At 59.6% G+C, this 16,608-nt stretch carries 16 protein-coding genes; 12 read left to right on the forward strand and 4 right to left on the reverse strand.

From position 1 onward, the window contains the following. From hycC to hycA, 3 genes are all read right to left on the reverse strand, one after another. Complete coding sequence (gene hycC / locus IM314_RS06090; RefSeq protein WP_193358410.1) at positions 1 to 1,815, reverse strand: formate hydrogenlyase subunit 3; 1,815 nt, start codon at positions 1,813 to 1,815, stop codon at positions 1 to 3. Next, on the reverse strand, positions 1,812 to 2,420 hold the full coding sequence (locus IM314_RS06095) for a 4Fe-4S dicluster domain-containing protein (protein ID WP_028014215.1): 609 nt from the start codon (positions 2,418 to 2,420) through the stop codon (positions 1,812 to 1,814). The genes hycC and IM314_RS06095 overlap by 4 nt, the downstream gene beginning before the upstream one ends. Before the next feature lie 70 nt (positions 2,421 to 2,490). Then, positions 2,491 to 2,958 (reverse strand): formate hydrogenlyase regulator HycA, encoded by a 468-nt coding sequence (gene hycA / locus IM314_RS06100; RefSeq protein ID WP_193358411.1) that lies wholly within the window; start codon positions 2,956 to 2,958, stop codon positions 2,491 to 2,493. Between the two features lie 211 nt (positions 2,959 to 3,169). On the opposite strand from hycA, the gene hypA reads away from it, so the two are divergent. The 10 genes from hypA (at position 3,170) to IM314_RS06150 (ending at position 13,103) form a co-directional block, all read left to right on the forward strand. Continuing rightward, positions 3,170 to 3,520: a hydrogenase maturation nickel metallochaperone HypA gene (hypA, locus tag IM314_RS06105; RefSeq protein ID WP_193358412.1), complete on the forward strand. Its 351-nt coding sequence runs from the start codon at positions 3,170 to 3,172 to the stop codon at positions 3,518 to 3,520. A 3-nt stretch (positions 3,521 to 3,523) separates the two neighbouring features. After that, on the forward strand, positions 3,524 to 4,387 hold the full coding sequence (gene hypB / locus IM314_RS06110) for a hydrogenase nickel incorporation protein HypB (protein WP_193358413.1): 864 nt from the start codon (positions 3,524 to 3,526) through the stop codon (positions 4,385 to 4,387). Beyond that, positions 4,378 to 4,650 carry a HypC/HybG/HupF family hydrogenase formation chaperone gene (locus tag IM314_RS06115; RefSeq protein WP_028014219.1) on the forward strand — a complete coding sequence of 91 codons (273 nt, stop codon included), beginning with the start codon at positions 4,378 to 4,380 and terminating at the stop codon, positions 4,648 to 4,650. Before hypB ends, IM314_RS06115 begins: the two co-directional genes overlap by 10 nt. 3 nt (positions 4,651 to 4,653) lie before the next feature. Next, complete coding sequence (gene hypD, locus IM314_RS06120; protein ID WP_193358414.1) at positions 4,654 to 5,775, forward strand: hydrogenase formation protein HypD; 1,122 nt, start codon at positions 4,654 to 4,656, stop codon at positions 5,773 to 5,775. After that, positions 5,772 to 6,782 carry a hydrogenase expression/formation protein HypE gene (gene hypE / locus IM314_RS06125; RefSeq protein ID WP_193358415.1) on the forward strand — a complete coding sequence of 337 codons (1,011 nt, stop codon included), beginning with the start codon at positions 5,772 to 5,774 and terminating at the stop codon, positions 6,780 to 6,782. The genes hypD and hypE overlap by 4 nt, the downstream gene beginning before the upstream one ends. Before the next feature lie 63 nt (positions 6,783 to 6,845). Further along, a complete protein-coding gene (gene flhA / locus IM314_RS06130) occupies positions 6,846 to 8,918 on the forward strand; it encodes a formate hydrogenlyase transcriptional activator FlhA (protein WP_193358416.1) in 2,073 nt (690 codons plus the stop codon). 151 nt (positions 8,919 to 9,069) lie between these two features. Further along, a complete protein-coding gene (locus IM314_RS06135; protein WP_193358417.1) occupies positions 9,070 to 10,068 on the forward strand; it encodes an ABC transporter substrate-binding protein in 999 nt (332 codons plus the stop codon). Continuing rightward, positions 10,068 to 11,105: an iron ABC transporter permease gene (locus IM314_RS06140; RefSeq protein WP_028014224.1), complete on the forward strand. Its 1,038-nt coding sequence runs from the start codon at positions 10,068 to 10,070 to the stop codon at positions 11,103 to 11,105. Before IM314_RS06135 ends, IM314_RS06140 begins: the two co-directional genes overlap by 1 nt. Then, a complete protein-coding gene (locus IM314_RS06145; RefSeq protein ID WP_045629937.1) occupies positions 11,105 to 11,866 on the forward strand; it encodes an ABC transporter ATP-binding protein in 762 nt (253 codons plus the stop codon). Before IM314_RS06140 ends, IM314_RS06145 begins: the two co-directional genes overlap by 1 nt. Positions 11,867 to 11,882: 16 nt before the next feature. After that, positions 11,883 to 13,103, forward strand: a complete 1,221-nt coding sequence (locus IM314_RS06150) for an MFS transporter (RefSeq protein WP_045629938.1) — start codon at positions 11,883 to 11,885, stop codon at positions 13,101 to 13,103. Between the two features lie 5 nt (positions 13,104 to 13,108). Here the strand turns inward: IM314_RS06150 and IM314_RS06155 are convergent, their stop codons facing one another. Continuing rightward, entirely contained in the window at positions 13,109 to 13,453 is a 345-nt protein-coding gene (locus IM314_RS06155; RefSeq protein ID WP_028014227.1) for a nitrous oxide-stimulated promoter family protein, read from the reverse strand. Positions 13,454 to 13,628: 175 nt separating this feature from the next. On the opposite strand from IM314_RS06155, the gene IM314_RS06160 reads away from it, so the two are divergent. Continuing rightward, positions 13,629 to 13,859 (forward strand): SymE family type I addiction module toxin, encoded by a 231-nt coding sequence (locus IM314_RS06160; RefSeq protein WP_041908449.1) that lies wholly within the window; start codon positions 13,629 to 13,631, stop codon positions 13,857 to 13,859. A 113-nt stretch (positions 13,860 to 13,972) separates the two neighbouring features. Then, the gene (gene mutS / locus IM314_RS06165; RefSeq protein ID WP_041908448.1) at positions 13,973 to 16,534 is read left to right on the forward strand and encodes a DNA mismatch repair protein MutS; all 2,562 of its coding nucleotides are present in this window, start codon (positions 13,973 to 13,975) and stop codon (positions 16,532 to 16,534) included. Positions 16,535 to 16,608: the final 74 nt, after the last annotated feature.

The raw sequence follows: 16,608 nt of genomic DNA on the forward strand, positions 1-16,608 counted from the left end.
TCAGGCTCCTCGTGAAATCACAATCACTACCAGCACCGCCAGCTCGATCAGCGCCAGCCGGCGGAACAGCACGGGCACGGCAGCACTCTGCCAGCCCGGCACCCAGCCCTGCGGGTTAAGCCACTGGCGCAGCTTCAGCACGGCGGCGAAGTTCTCCTTCACCGGCATGGCAAAACCGTGGGCGGTAATGACCATCGACGGCTCGTGTTCGTAGCCGCAGGCCCACGCCGCGCCGCGCGAGCGGGAGGCAAGACGGTCGCGTCTGAAGAACAGCATCAGCACGAACGGCAGGAGCGGCCCGGCGATCAGCAGCAGCGCCATCATCGGCTGGGAGACAACGGTATGCGCCGTCGCCAGCGGCAGCGGAACGGCGTGGCCCAGCAGCGGCAGCAGCCACGGCGCGGCAACCCCGCCCGCAATGCAGCACAGCGCCAGCGCGACCACGCTGGTGGTCATCAGTACCGGGGCGCAGCAGGCGTTCTCCGCTTCACGGGTGCGCGGCGCGCCGAGGAAGGTGACGCCATAGACTTTCGCCATGCACATCACCGCCAGCGCCCCGGTAATCGCCAGGCCCACCGCCAGCAGCGGGCCGAGCATCCGCGCGATAAACGCGTCGCTCTGGCCGAGCGCGAAGAAGGACTGGTAAATCACCCACTCTCCGGCAAAGCCGTTCAGCGGCGGCAGCGCGGCCATCGCCATCAGCCCCACCAGCATGGCGAGTGAAATCATCGGCATCTTTTTGCCAATCCCACCGAGCTTTTCGATATCGCGATGGCCGGTGCGGAACCAGACGCTGCCCGCGCCGAGAAACAGGGTGCTCTTGAACAGGCTATGGTTGACGAGGTGATACAGACCGCCGATAAACCCGGCGGCAATCAGCGCCGGTTGGTTGAGCGCCAGCCCGGTGACGCCCGCGCCCATGCCGAGCAGGATAATCCCGATGTTTTCCAGGGTGTGGTACGCCAGCAGACGCTGGATGTTGTGCTCCATCAGGGCGTACAGCCCGCCGACAAATGCGGTGATCATCCCCGCAATCAGCAGCGCTACCCCCCACCACAGCGGCGGCTGACCGCCCGTCAGGGTAATCGTCAGGATACCGAACAAACCGACCTTCATTACCACCGTCGAAAACAGCGCGGCGGCGGGCGCAGAGGCATTCGCGTGCGCCTGCGGGACCCAACCGTGCAACGGGATAATCCCGGCCAGCAGGCCAAAACCGACTGCGCCCAGCAGCCAGACGTCGTTCCCCAGCGGCTGGCCGTTAAGCGCGGCAAAGTCCAGGGTGCCGAAACGCTGCCACACCAGCCAGCAGGCCAGCGCCAGCAGCAGCGTGCCGAGGCGTCCGAGCGCAAACCACAGCTTGCCGGAGGCGCTGCAGCCGGTCAGGAACACGCCACACAGCGCCATGATTTCGGCCATCACCACCAGCGCGCCGAGGTTGCTGGCGATAACCGTGCAGACCGCGGCGGCCATCAGCAGATTGACCAGCAGGCCGTTGGCTTTGGTCTGCTGATGGCGGTGCCAGTCAATATTGAACAGGCTGATAAACAGCCCGCACAGGCCAAAGGTCACCAGCCAGATGGCGTTCAGCGGCGTAATCGCCACGGTGTGGCGAATCAGCGGCATGAGTGTTTCCACGGATTGTCCGCCGAGCAGGACGACACCGCCCGCCGCCAGCGTCATCAGGCTGCCGACCGCCCCGCCGATACCGGCTATCCAGCCGCTCAGGGTTTTATGGAAAGAGAACACCAGCGCCAGCGCGGCGGCAGCGGCAAAGTACGCCACGGCGCTGTTAATCATAAATATCGCGTTCATTTCGCCCCCTCGTTAAGCGCCTGCAGAAGCGAAAGATCGCCGACGTCGGTATTAATGGTCAGCTCGCGCTTGCGCCTGCTGGTGCGGGCGATATCGCGGATGTTAACCAGGATCAGCGCTTTGGTCGGGCAGGTCCGCACGCAGGCCGGACCCTGTTCGTCAAAGCTGCACAGATCGCACTTCACCGCAATAGCGCGGATGCCGGGCACCCAGTCCAGCAGCGTGCTCACGCGTGCCGGAGCCGGTGGCGCAGGCGGCGCTTTCGGGGTATTGGCGTTCGCCGGGATATGCAGCGGGCGGCTGCCGGAGAATTCAATGGCACCGAACGGGCAGGCGATGCCGCACAGCTTGCAGCTCACGCACAGGCTTTCGTTCAGCTGGACCGCGCCATCGACGCGGGTGATGGCATTGACGGGACACACGCCCGCGCAAGGGGCATCTTCACAGTGGTGGCAGAGCTGCGGCGCAGACTCTTTCTCATTACGCATGACGCGCAGGCGCGGCATGGACTGCAGCCCGTGCAGGCGGTGCGTTTCCGAACACGCCGCCTCACAGGTCCGACAGCCAATACAGACCGTCGAGTCAGCAATTACAAAACGGTTCACCGGGCAATCCTCTGGTGATGGTCATTTTTGACGACGAAAAACTGTCTCATCGACACTTTTCGACATTCGGTTATCTGGCAAGATTTGCGGGGGCCTTTCCCGCGACGAGCTGTTTGAGGTCGACCGGCAAGTCGTGCTCAACCGCGGCGTAGAGACCGTTGTAAACCGGCGCGATTTTCTCCAGATAGTGCTCAAGCACCTGCTGGCGATCGCGGTTGCTGACGTAACCGTCGACCATGCCGTCGGCCATCAGCTGCGCCTGCGCAATACATTGTTTTTCACCCTCTTTATTCTCAACGTAGTACTCGATGGTGTGGCTGTTAAAGCTGTCTGCCAGGGTCACAAAGACCGTGAAATGACCGAACAGGACAAAGCGCATATCCCCCTGCGCCGCACAGCTCATCGCATGATGCAGTCGGGCTTTTGACAGGGTGATCCCCTGAACCAGAGAGTTACAGTAGAGGTGCCACTGATCCTGAAGCTGCTGGTGGCGCTGCGCGATGTAATCCGCTTTTTCGCTAATTTCCCAAATAGTCATAGAAGGTATCCGGTTAATGGAGATAGCGGCTGTTAAGCAGATTCCGTGCCAGTTTTTAATATGTTGATTTGAATGATTTTTATTAAAAAAGACACTGTCAACGCCGCCGTGTCGACGTGTCATTTCGACAGCGCTGACATCGTCACGCCGTAACGCAAATCAAGCTGGCACCGTTATTGCATTTACTGGCGCAAATCATTGAGGAGGCGTCATGCACGAAATCACCCTCTGCCAGCGGGCTCTGGAACTTATCGAACAGCAGGCAGTGCAAAACCACGCGAAGCGCGTCACCGGCGTCTGGCTGAAGGTCGGGGCGTTTTCCTGCGTCGAGACCAGCGCCCTGTACTTTTGTTTTGAGCTGGTGTGCCGCGGCACGCTGGCGGAAGGCTGCGCGCTGCATATCGACGAGCAGCAGGCGGAGTGCTGGTGTGAGCAGTGCCAGCAGTACGTCACCCTGCTCTCATCAAAGGTTCAGCGCTGCCCGCAGTGTCAGAGCACGGGTCTTCGCATCGTGGCGGATGACGGTATGCAGATCCAACGCCTCGAAATTGAGAAGGAGTAATGTATGTGTAGCACCTGCGGTTGCGCCGAAGGCAACCTGTATATAGAAGGGGATGAACACCGTCCCCACTCCGCGTTTCGCTCCGCGCCCTTTTCCCCTGCCCCGCGTCCTGCGGCGGCCCTGACCGGCATCACCCTTGCGCCGCAGCGTTCCGACGCGGGCGACCTGCATTACGGCCACGGCGAAGCGGGCACCCACGCGCCGGGCATGAGCCAGCGCCAGATGCTGGAGGTGGAGATCGACGTGCTGGACAAAAATAACCAGCTTGCCGCCCGCAACCGCGCCCGCTTTGCCGCGCGTCAACAGCTGGTGCTCAACCTGGTCTCTAGCCCCGGCTCCGGTAAAACCACCCTGCTGACCGAAACCCTCAAACGGCTGAACCAACGCATCTCCTGCGCGGTGATCGAAGGCGATCAGCAAACCGTTAACGACGCGGCGCGCATCCGCGAAACCGGGACGCCCGCCATTCAGGTTAACACCGGCAAGGGCTGCCACCTGGATGCGCAGATGATTGTCGACGCCGCCCCTCGCCTGCCGCTGGCGGATAACGGCATCCTGTTTATCGAAAACGTCGGTAACCTGGTCTGCCCGGCAAGCTTCGACCTCGGCGAACGGCATAAAGTAGCGGTGCTCTCCGTGACCGAAGGGGAGGACAAGCCGCTGAAGTACCCGCACATGTTCGCCGCCGCCTCCCTCATGCTGCTGAACAAAGTCGATCTGCTGCCGTACCTGAACTTCGACGTGGATAAGTGCCTGGCCTATGCCCGCGAGGTGAACCCGGACATTCACATCCTGCTGGTTTCCGCCACGCGCGGCGACGGCATGGACGCCTGGCTGGACTGGCTGGAGAGCGAACGATGTGCATAGGCGTACCGGGACAAATCCATTCCCTCGACGGCAATCAGGCCAAAGTGGAGGTTTGCGGGATCCTGCGCGACGTCGACCTGACGCTGGTGGGCAGCACCGATGAGACGGGCGCGTCGCGCCTCGGCCAGTGGGTGCTGGTCCACGTGGGGTTTGCGATGAGCGTGATTAACGAAGCGGAAGCCCGCGACACGCTGGACGCGCTGCAAAACATGTTTGACGTGGAGCCGGACGTGGGCGCGCTCCTGTACGGCGAGGAGCGCTAGCCTATGCGTTACGTTGATGAATACCGCGCGCCAGAACAGGTGATGCAGCTTATCGGACATCTGAAAACGCGCGCGGCGCTGCTGGACTACACGAACGAAAGGCCGCTGCGGATCATGGAGGTGTGCGGCGGGCACACGCACGCCATCTTCAAGTTTGGCCTCGACCAGCTGCTGCCGGAGAACATCGAGTTTATTCACGGCCCCGGCTGCCCGGTGTGCGTTTTGCCGATGGGGCGCATCGACAGCTGTATTGAAATTGCCGGCCAGCCCGACGTCATTTTCTGCACCTTTGGCGACGCGATGCGCGTGCCGGGGAAAAACGGCTCGCTGTTGCAGGCGAAGGCGCGCGGCGCGGACGTGCGGATCGTTTACTCGCCGATGGATGCCCTGACGCTGGCAGAGGCTAACCCTGAGCGCAAGGTCGTCTTTTTCGGGCTGGGTTTTGAAACCACCATGCCCGCTACGGCCATCACGCTGCAGCAGGCGAAAGCGCGCAACGTCACTAACTTTTTCTTTTTCTGCCAGCATATTACGCTCATTCCCACGCTGCGCAGCCTGCTCGAAGAGCCAGACAACGGCATCGATGCGTTTCTGGCGCCGGGCCACGTCAGCATGGTGATTGGCACAGAGGCCTACGGTTTTATCGCTCAACAGTACAATCGTCCGTTAGTGGTGGCTGGTTTCGAACCGCTTGATCTACTGCAAGGCGTAGCCATGCTGGTTGAGCAGAAAATAGCGTCCCTGAGCGCGGTCGAAAACCAGTACCGCCGTGTGGTGCCCGGTGCGGGAAATGAACGGGCGCAGCAGGCGATTGCCGACGTGTTTAGCGTTGAGGGCGACAGCGAGTGGCGCGGGCTGGGGCTGATTGCGGAATCCGGCGTGCGCCTGACGCCTGCCTATTGCGAATTTGATGCCGAAGCGCACTTCCGCCCTCAGCCGCAGCAGGTGTGCGACGATCCCCGGTCCCGCTGTGGCGAGGTGCTTACCGGCAAATGCAAACCTCATCACTGCCCGCTATTTGGCAACACCTGTAACCCGCAAACCGCGTTTGGCGCGCTGATGGTCTCCTCTGAAGGGGCATGCGCCGCGTGGTATCAGTATCGCAACCAGGAGTGTGAAGCATGAACATGGTGGAAATGGCGCACGGAAGCGGTGGACAGGCGATGCAGCAGCTGATTAACAGGCTGTTCATGGAGGCCTTTAATAACCCCTGGCTCGCCGAGCAGGAGGATCAGGCGCGCATCGCGCTCTCAACCCTCACCGCACACGGCGACCGGCTGGCGTTCTCCACCGACAGCTACGTGATTGACCCGCTATTCTTCCCGGGCGGCGATATTGGCAAGCTCGCCGTCTGCGGTACGGCCAACGACGTGGCCGTCAGCGGCGCCATTCCGCGCTACCTCTCCTGCGGATTTATCCTCGAAGAAGGATTACCGATGGAGACGCTTGCGGCAGTGGTCAACAGCATGGCGCACACCGCCCGCGAGGCGGGGATCGCTATCGTCACCGGGGATACCAAAGTGGTCCAGCGCGGCGCGGCGGATAAACTCTTCATCAACACCGCCGGAATGGGGGCGATCCCCGCCGACGTTCACTGGGGCGCGCAACGCCTTAGCGCGGGCGACGTGCTGCTGGTAACCGGAACGCTGGGCTGCCACGGGGCAACCATCCTGAACCTGCGCGAAGGCTTAGGGCTGGACGGCGAGCTTCGCAGCGACTGCGCGGTGCTCACCCCGCTTATCCAGACGCTGCGCGACATCCCGGGCATCAAAGCCCTGCGCGACGCTACCCGGGGCGGGGTGAATGCCGTTGTCCACGAGTTCGCCGCAAGCAGCGGGTGCGGGATTGAACTGAGCGAGCGCGACCTGCCCGTTAAGCCTGCCGTGCGGGGGGTGTGTGAGCTTTTAGGGCTTGACCCGCTAAACTTTGCCAACGAGGGCAAGCTGGCGATCGGCGTGGAACGTTCGGCGGCGGAAGCCGTACTTGAACAGCTGAGAGCGCATCCCTTAGGGAAAGACGCGGCCATCATTGGCGACGTGGTTGAGCGCAAAGGGGTGCGCATGACCGGACTTTACGGCGTGAAGCGCACGCTGGATCTGCCGCACGCTGAGCCGTTACCCCGAATTTGCTAGAACCGCGCCATAAGCGGTCAGCAGTGAAGTCTCTTTTTTGCCAGTTTCTATTGGAAAGCAATAATGCCGTATACACCGATGAGCGATCTTGGACAGCAGGGCCTGTTTGACATCACGCGCACACTTTTACAACAGCCCGATCTCGGCGCGCTGAGCGATGCCCTGACGCGGCTGGTCAGGCAATCAGCGCTGGCGGACAGCGCGGCGATTGTGCTCTGGCATAGTGGAACGCACCGCGCGAGCTACTATTCCACGCGCGAGAATGGCAAAACGTTTGAATACGAAGACGAAACGTACCTCGCGCACGGCCCGGTGCGCCGCATTCTCTCCCGGCCTGAAGTGCTGCACTGCAATTTTGAAGAGTTTCGGATGGCATGGCCGCGGCTGGCAGAGAGCAATCTCTATCAGCCTTTCGGTCATTACGGCATGCTGCCGCTGGCGGCGGAGGGCCATATTTTTGGCGGCTGCGAGTTTATCCGCACTACCGACCAGCCCTGGAGCGAGGCGGAGTACGAGCGGCTGCACACCTTTACCCAGATTGTGGCCGTCGTCGCGGAGCAGATCCAAAGCCGCGTCACCAATAACGTGGATTACGACCTGCTGAGCCGCGAGCGCGATAACTTCCGCATTCTGGTTGCCATCACCAACGCCGTACTCTCAAGGCTCGACATGGACGAGCTGGTCAGCGAAGTCGCCAAGGAGATCCACCACTATTTCAGGATCGACGCCATCAGCATCGCGCTACGCGGGAACCGCAAAGGCAAGCTGAACATCTACTCCACCCACTATCTTGATGAGGCCAACCCGGCGCACGAGCAGAGCGAGGTGGACGAAGCGGGCACCCTTTCTGAGCGGGTATTTAAAAGCAAAGAGATCCTGCTGCTGAATCTCAGCGAGCAGGACCCGGTGGCGCCGTACGAGCGGATGCTGTTTAACACCTGGGGCAACAAAATTCAGACCCTGTGCCTCCTGCCGCTGATGTCCGGCAGCACCATGCTTGGGGTGCTCAAACTGGCGCAGTGCGATGAAGCCGTGTTTACCACCGCCAACCTGAAGCTGCTGCGCCAGATCGCCGAGCGTATTTCCATCGCGCTGGATAACGCCCTCGCCTATCAGGAGATCCACCGCCTGAAAGAGCGGCTGGTGGACGAAAACCTGGCCCTGACCGAACAGCTCAACAACGTGGACAGCGAGTTTGGCGAAATCATTGGGCGCAGCGATGCCATGTACAGCGTGCTTAAGCAGGTGGAGATGGTGGCCCAGAGCGACAGCACGGTGCTGATCCTCGGTGAAACCGGCACCGGTAAAGAGCTGATAGCCCGCGCCATTCATAACCTGAGCAACCGCAACAGCCGGCGGATGGTGAAGATGAACTGCGCGGCGATGCCCGCGGGTCTGCTGGAAAGTGACCTCTTCGGCCACGAGCGCGGCGCGTTTACCGGGGCCAGCAGCCAGCGGCTGGGCCGTTTCGAACTGGCGGATAAAAGCTCGCTGTTCCTCGACGAAGTGGGCGATATGCCGCTGGAGCTGCAGCCCAAGCTGCTGCGCGTTTTGCAGGAGCAGGAGTTTGAGCGCCTCGGCAGCAACAAGCTGATCCAGACCGACGTGCGGCTGATTGCCGCCACCAACCGCGATCTGAAAAAGATGGTCGCCGACCGCGAGTTTCGCAGCGATCTCTACTATCGCCTGAACGTCTTTCCGATCTGCCTGCCGCCGCTGCGCGAGCGCCCGGAAGATATTCCGCTGCTGGTGAAGGCCTTTACCGCGAAGATTGCCCGCCGGATGGGGAGGAATATCGACAGTATTCCTGCCGAAACGCTACGTACCCTTTCGGCGATGGAGTGGCCGGGGAACGTGCGCGAGCTGGAAAACGTCATTGAGCGCGCGGTACTGCTGACGCGCGGGAACGTTCTTCAGCTCTCTTTGCCTGAAGTCTCCCTTCAGGAAGCCCCCACGCTTTCGGCAGAGGTCGCGCAGGAAGGCGAAGATGAATATCAGCTCATTATGCGCGTACTGAAAGAGACCAACGGCGTGGTAGCCGGACCGAAGGGCGCAGCTCAGCGGCTGGGGCTGAAACGCACTACCCTGCTCTCTCGCATGAAGCGTCTGGGAATCGATAAAGAGAGCCTGCTTTAACCCGTCATTCCGGCGCCGCTTATGGCGCCGCTTTTCGTTACCCTGCGCAATTGTCCCTCATTGACACAATATATTTTCCTCTGTATAAAATTCCGCCTTAATAATGCGTTTCATTTGCATCAAAAATAATATTAATGAAGGGTAGCGTTTCATGAAGAAGGTCATCTGCGCGTTAGGCCTGGCGATTGCGTCGGTCAGTTCTGCTCTGGCAACCACATATCCTCTGACGATTGAAAACTGTGGCTATAAAGAGACATTCACTAAAGCGCCGGAACGCGTCGTGGCCCTCGGTCAGAACACCGTGGAAATTTTGCTCCTGCTGGGGCTGGAAGATAAGGTCAAAGCCAGCGCCTTCTGGCCGACCAAGGTGCTGCCGCAGCTGGCTGAGCAGAATGCAAAAATCAAAACCCTGACCGTCGAAATTCCGACTCTTGAATCCATCCTTGCGCAAAACCCCGATTTTGTTCCTGCACAGCTGCCGCTGCTGCTTGGGCCGGAAAGTAAGGTCGCAAAACGTGAAGATCTGGCTACCGTCAGCGTGAACAGCTATTTATCTCCAGGCATGTGCGCCACCAAAAAAGCGGCAGGCGATATGTACGGCAGCCGCCAGACGCTGTGGGATATGACGTACCTTTATAAAGAGATTGAAGATTTCGCGAAGATTTTCAACGTTGAAGCGCGCGGCCAGGCCGTTATCGCTGATTTCAAAAAACGTGAGGCCGACCTGCGTCAGGAATTTGGTAAAAACAAAAAAGATCTCTCGTTTGTTTTCTGGTTCTCAAGCGCCTCGCCTTCGGCAGATGCCTATGTCGGCGGGAAAAATAGCGCCTCCGGTTTTATTGCTAACGTGCTGGGTGGCCATAACGCCATTACCGCTGAGACCGAATGGCCGACCGTCGGCTGGGAAAGTATTATTGCCGCGAACCCTGATGTGATTGTCGTCTCCAGTCTGGACCGCAACCGCTGGGCGCTGGATAACGCGGATGAGAAAATCAAATTCCTGAAAAGCGATCCTGCCGTGAGCCAGCTTGATGCCGTCAAAAAAGGCCATATCGTGGTGATGGACGGTCAGGCGATGAACCCGACGATTCGTACGATTTACGGTGCTGAACAGGTGGGTGAACAGCTCAGAAAACTGGGGCTGAACTGATGACGGCAGCCGTACTTCAGGCCCGCCAGGGCCTGATCCTGACCACTTCCGCTCTGCTTGCCGTTGTCCTGCTGTTTTTAGTGATTGCTCTTGGCGTCAGCGTCGGCGAGCTGTCGATTCCGCTCTCCAACGTCTTTTACGCTATTGGTAATAAGCTGGGGCTGACCGACGTTCCGCTCAACCGCATCTATGAGAGCGTAATCTGGGACTTTCGCCTGAGCCGCGCGCTGGTGGCGGCCTGCTGCGGGGCCGGTTTAGCCATCTGCGGTGCCGTGCTGCAAAGCCTGCTGAAGAACGCGCTGGCGGAACCCTACGTGCTCGGCGTGTCGGCGGGTGCCTCAACCGGGGCGGTGTCGGTCGTCGTCCTGGGCATCGGCACCGGCGCGGTGTCGCTCTCTGCGGGCGCGTTTGCCGGGGCGTTCGCCGCCTTTGCGTTTGTCGCCTTTCTGACGAACGGCGCGCGCGGCGGCAATGAACGCACCATTCTGGCAGGCGTTGCTGCATCTCAGCTTTTCAACGCCATTACCGCCTACACCATCAGCACCTCCGCCAGCGCGCAGCAGGCGCGCGACGTGATGTTCTGGCTGCTGGGCAGCTTTAGCGGCGTGCGTTGGCCGGAATTCCAGCTGGCGCTGGTTGTCGTGCTGGCGGGCCTTGCCGTCTGCCTCTACTATTCCCGGGCGCTGGACGCCTTTACCTTTGGTGATGACGCGGCAGCCTCCTTAGGCATTGCCGTGCCCTGGGTGCGTCTTGCCCTGTTTACCACCACGGCACTGATCACCGCGACCATCGTCAGCATGGCGGGCTCAATCGGCTTTGTAGGGCTGGTGGTGCCGCACGTCATGCGCTTCCTGTTCGGGCCGCTGCACCGCACGCTGCTGATTGCCAGCGCGCTGGCGGGGGCGATCCTGATGGTGCTGGCCGATATCGCCTCGCGCATGCTGATTGCCCCGCAGAGCCTGCCCGTCGGCGTGGTCACCGCGCTGGTGGGCGTACCTTTCTTTGCCGTGATTATCTACCGCTCAAGGAATAAGTGATGAGTATCTGCGCTGAAAATATTACCTGGAAGGTAGGCAAAAAAGTTATCGTCAATGGTGTCTCGCTGAAGGTTTCACGCGGCGAAACGGTGGGTTTGCTTGGTCCTAACGGCTGCGGCAAATCGTCCCTTTTGCGTATCCTGGCAGGCCTGCGTCGCCCGGATTCGGGCAGCGTGACCCTGGACGGGCAGGACATTTCCCGCATCGTCAAAAAGCAGCTTGCCCGCCGGGTGGCGTTCGTTGAGCAGCACGGGATGACCGACGCCAATATGCGCGTGCGCGACGTGGTCAAACTTGGACGTATTCCGCACCACTCCCCTTTTTCTAACTGGAGCGCGCAGGATGACGACACCGTCACCGCGGCTCTGCAGCGTGTCGATATGCTGGACCGCAGCGAGCAGGGCTGGCTGAGCCTATCCGGCGGCGAGCGTCAGCGGGTGCATATTGCCCGCGCGCTGGCGCAAACGCCAACCGAAATCCTGCTGGATGAACCGACCAACCACCTGGATATCCATCATCAGATGCAGCTGATGCAGTTGATCAGCCAATTACCCGTTACCAGTATCGTCGCCATCCACGATCTCAACCACGCTTCAATGTTCTGCGACTCGCTGATTGTGATGCAGAAAGGGCAAATTGTGGCGACCGGAACGCCGCAGGACATCTTATCCGAGTCGTTGCTCTGGGATGTGTTCCGGGTCAAAACCAAAATTGAGATCTCGCCGTTTCATGGCAAAAAGCACATTCACTTTATCGTTTAGGGACGAGTGATCGACAATGTCCCTTCGCCCCGCCACCACGCTCTGGCCGCCCGTTTTACTGGGTAGCCAGTTTGTTTTTAACATTGGTTTTTACGCCGTCGTTCCCTTCCTGGCGATATTTCTGCGTGACGACATGCTGCTCTCCGGCGGGCTTATCGGGCTGATCCTGGGTCTGCGCACGTTCTCGCAGCAGGGGATGTTTATCGTTGGCGGTGCGCTCTCGGACCGGTTTGGCGCGAAGGTCATCATCCTCAGCGGCTGTATAGTTCGTGTTTCAGGCTATCTGCTGCTGGCCTTCGGGGGATCGCTGTGGCCGATTATTCTGGGCGCGTGTCTGACGGGCGTCGGCGGCGCGTTATTTTCTCCCTCAATTGAGGCTCTGCTGGCGAAAGCGGGTACCCACAGCGAGGCGAAAGGGAAACGAAGCCGGGCGGAGTGGTTCGCGCTCTTTGCCGTCTGCGGGGAGCTCGGCGCGGTACTGGGCCCGGTTGCTGGCGCTCTGCTAACGGGGCTTGGCTTCCGCCAGGTAGCGCTGGCGGGGGCAGGCGTCTTTATCATTGCGCTAGTGGTGCTTTACTTCTGTCTGCCTGCTGCCGGGCAACGTTCACAGAAGATAAAAATAGAGCCCTGGTGGACGACGTTCCGCCAGCCGCGCTTTGTCGCCTTTATCATTGCCTACAGCTCCTGGCTGTTAAGCTATAACCAGCTCTATCTGGCGCTGCCGGTGGAGATCCAGCGCTCCGGCGGTAACGAGAAAGATCTCGGCCCGCTTTTTATGCTGGCCTCCGTTCTGATCATTACCTTACAGCTGCCGCTGGCGCGTTTCGCCCGACGCGTGGGCGCGGTGAACATTCTTCCGGTGGGCTTTTTGCTGCTTTCCGCCGCCTTTGCGAGCGTGGCAATGTTTGCGGCAACAGAACCGCCTGAAGGCTGGCTGCGGCTTCTGCCCTCGGTCTCGTTTGTCACGCTGCTGACGCTGGGGCAGATGCTGCTGGTGCCGTCGGCAAAAGATCTCATTCCGCGGTTCGCCGATGAATCCACGCTGGGCGCGCACTATGGCGCACTCTCCACCGCCGGAGGTATTGCGGTACTGGCTGGAAATTTGTTATTTGGCAGCCTGCTGGATCGCGCGCTGGTGCCTTCAACGCAGGCGATTTATCCGTGGCTGCTGCTGGCGCTCTTTCCACTCTGCAGCGCGCTGGCCCTGAACATGATTTGCCGTCCGCTACGAAGCTGATCGGTTCACTTTTTCGGTCGATACTTCTCCGGCAGTTCCGGCACCGGACGACGGTCATCCATCAGATGGAGGACGGTCAGAATGGGGTGACGCCATAACATACGCGGGCCTGCCCAGCGCATAATCTGCTTCATCTCTTCACGTCTGGCAGGCTGGTAGCAGTGCACCGGGCATTGTTTACAGGCGGGCTTTTCTTCACCAAAAACGCACTTATCCAGGCGCTTATCAGCATACGCGTTGAGCGCCTGATAATGCCCCGCTTCCTGAGAAGCCTGTGGACACTGCTTTGCGTACAACGCGATCATTTTCGCGATGGTCTCTTTTTCACGTGATATGCGTTTACCGGTCATAGCGACTTACCAAATAATAAGATGCATCAATAATACACTTTAAAACTGTGGATTTCAGGTGTTGCATTCCGTTTTCTGAAGCCTGATTCCACTATTAACCCTGCACCTCCTGGAAATCACTGGTATTTTATACAGGCATCAGGAATGACCGTTGTCCGTATAGTCTGGAGACCCTATGAAAGAGATCGCGATCGGCAAACCCTACCGCCATTTAAAAGTGGGATATTTCAGAAAACGTCACGAGGATCGAAAAACGAAGATACCAAAGCGATACAGCGTGCATGCGGCGCTGAGCTTAAAAGGAGACTGGCTTGAAAAGGCGGGCTTTACCACCAACTCCCAGGTCAGGGTGGGCGTTGAGCATGGAAAAATCGTCATAGAGTTAATGTCTGAAGGCGCCTCGTAAAGCCGCCACATTTTTCTGCGCCGTACCTTTTTTTCATGCGACAATAGAACGAACAAACGGCCACTGAGCCGCTCAAAACGGTTTATTTTCAAAGAAATGGACATCATAACTCCATGAGCACAATCGACAATTTCGACGCACATACGCCGATGATGCAGCAGTACCTGAAGCTGAAGGCACAGCATCCGGAAATCCTGCTGTTTTACCGCATGGGCGATTTTTACGAGCTGTTTTATGACGATGCTAAACGTGCGTCGCAGTTGCTCGACATCTCGCTAACCAAACGTGGCGCATCCGCAGGCGAGCCCATTCCGATGGCCGGTATCCCGCACCACGCGGTTGAAAACTATTTGGCCAAGCTGGTGAATCAGGGTGAGTCCGTTGCCATCTGCGAACAAATCGGCGATCCGGCAACCTCGAAAGGCCCGGTTGAGCGCAAAGTCGTACGCATCGTCACGCCAGGCACCATCAGTGATGAAGCCCTGCTTCAGGAGCGCCAGGATAACCTGCTGGCGGCGCTGTGGCAGGACGGCAAAGGGTTTGGCTACGCCACGCTGGACATCAGCTCCGGGCGTTTTCGCCTGAGTGAGCCGGCTGACCGCGAAACGATGGCTGCCGAACTGCAGCGCACCAACCCGGCAGAATTGCTCTACGCCGAAGACTTCGCCGAAATGGCGCTGATTGAAGGCCGTCGCGGATTGCGCCGTCGCCCGCTGTGGGAATTCGAAATTGATACCGCGCGCCAGCAGCTGAACCTGCAGTTCGGTACCCGCGATCTGATTGGCTTTGGCGTGGAAAATGCTCCACGCGGGCTGTGTGCCGCTGGTTGCCTGCTGCAGTACGTGAAAGACACCCAGCGCACCGCCCTGCCGCATATCCGCTCTATCACCATGGAGCGCCAGCAGGACAGCATCATCATGGATGCCGCCACGCGCCGTAACCTGGAGATAACTCAGAATCTGGCGGGTGGCGTCGAAAACACCCTGGCTTCCGTCCTCGACAGTACCGTTACGCCGATGGGCAGTCGCATGCTGAAACGCTGGCTGCATATGCCGATTCGCGATACCGATACGCTGGTTTGCCGCCAGCAGACGATTGCTGCGTTGCAGGATCGCTATACCGAGCTGCAGCCGGTCCTGCGTCAGGTGGGCGATCTGGAGCGTATCCTGGCCCGTCTGGCATTGCGCACCGCGCGCCCGCGTGACCTCGCGCGGATGCGTCATGCTTTCCAGCAGCTGCCGGAACTGCGTGCGCAGCTGAGTGACGTTGACAGCGCGCCGGTACAGAAACTCCGTGAAACCATGGGTGAATTCACCGAGCTTCGCGAGCTGCTGGAGCGCGCCATTATCGATGCCCCTCCGGTTCTGGTGCGCGACGGCGGCGTGATTGCTCCAGGCTACAACGAAGAGCTGGACGAATGGCGCGCGCTGGCCGACGGCGCGACGGACTATCTCGATAAGCTGGAAATTCGCGAACGCGAGCGTCTTGGGCTCGACACGCTGAAAGTGGGGTATAACGCGGTACACGGTTACTACATTCAGATCAGCCGCGGGCAAAGCCATCTGGCGCCGATTCACTACGTACGTCGTCAGACCTTAAAAAACGCCGAGCGTTACATCATTCCCGAGCTGAAAGAGTACGAGGACAAAGTACTCACCTCGAAAGGTAAAGCCCTGGCGCTGGAAAAACAGCTGTATGACGAGCTGTTTGACATGCTGATGCCACACCTGGCTGACCTGCAGCTCAGCGCCAGCGCGCTGGCGGAGCTGGACGTGCTGGTGAACCTGGCAGAACGGGCTGAAACGCTGAACTATACCTGCCCGACCTTTACCGACAAGCCCGGCATTCGCATTACGGAAGGCCGTCACCCGGTCGTTGAGCAGGTGCTGAACGAACCGTTCATCGCCAACCCGCTGAGCCTGTCGCCGCAGAGAAGAATGCTGATCATTACCGGCCCGAACATGGGCGGTAAGAGTACCTACATGCGCCAGACGGCGCTGATTGCTTTGCTCGCGTATATCGGCAGCTACGTCCCGGCGCAAAAAGTGGAGATTGGCCCCATCGATCGTATCTTCACCCGCGTTGGGGCAGCGGACGATCTGGCGAGCGGTCGCTCAACCTTCATGGTCGAGATGACCGAAACGGCTAATATTCTGCATAACGCGACGGAGCACAGCCTGGTGCTGATGGACGAAGTGGGACGCGGAACCTCAACCTATGACGGCCTGTCTCTGGCCTGGGCCTGTGCTGAAAGCCTCGCGAATAAAATCAAGGCCATGACGCTGTTCGCCACCCACTACTTCGAGCTGACGCAGCTGCCGGAGAAAATGGAAGGCGTGGCTAACGTTCATCTTGATGCGCTGGAGCACGGCGATACCATTGCCTTTATGCACACGGTGCAGGATGGCGCGGCGAGCAAGAGCTATGGCCTAGCCGTTGCGGCGCTGGCAGGTGTACCAAAAGAGGTGATCAAGCGCGCTCGCCAGAAGCTGCGTGAGCTGGAAAGCCTCTCGCCGAATGCGGCGGCGACGCAGATCGATGGCACCCAGATGTCGCTGTTGGCGCCACCGGAAGAAACGTCGCCTGCGGTGGAAGCGCTGGAGAACCTCGACCCGGATTCACTGACGCCGCGTCAGGCGCTGGAGTGGATTTATCGGTTGAAGAGTCTGGTTTAGTTTTCTGCGGTCAGTTTTGTCGGGTGGCGGCTTCGCCTTACCCGACCTACAAAACCCGTAGGCCCGGTAAGCGC

It is taken from the genome of Enterobacter cloacae complex sp. P42RS (assembly GCF_014930595.1).
Classification (GTDB): domain Bacteria; phylum Pseudomonadota; class Gammaproteobacteria; order Enterobacterales; family Enterobacteriaceae; genus Enterobacter; species Enterobacter bugandensis.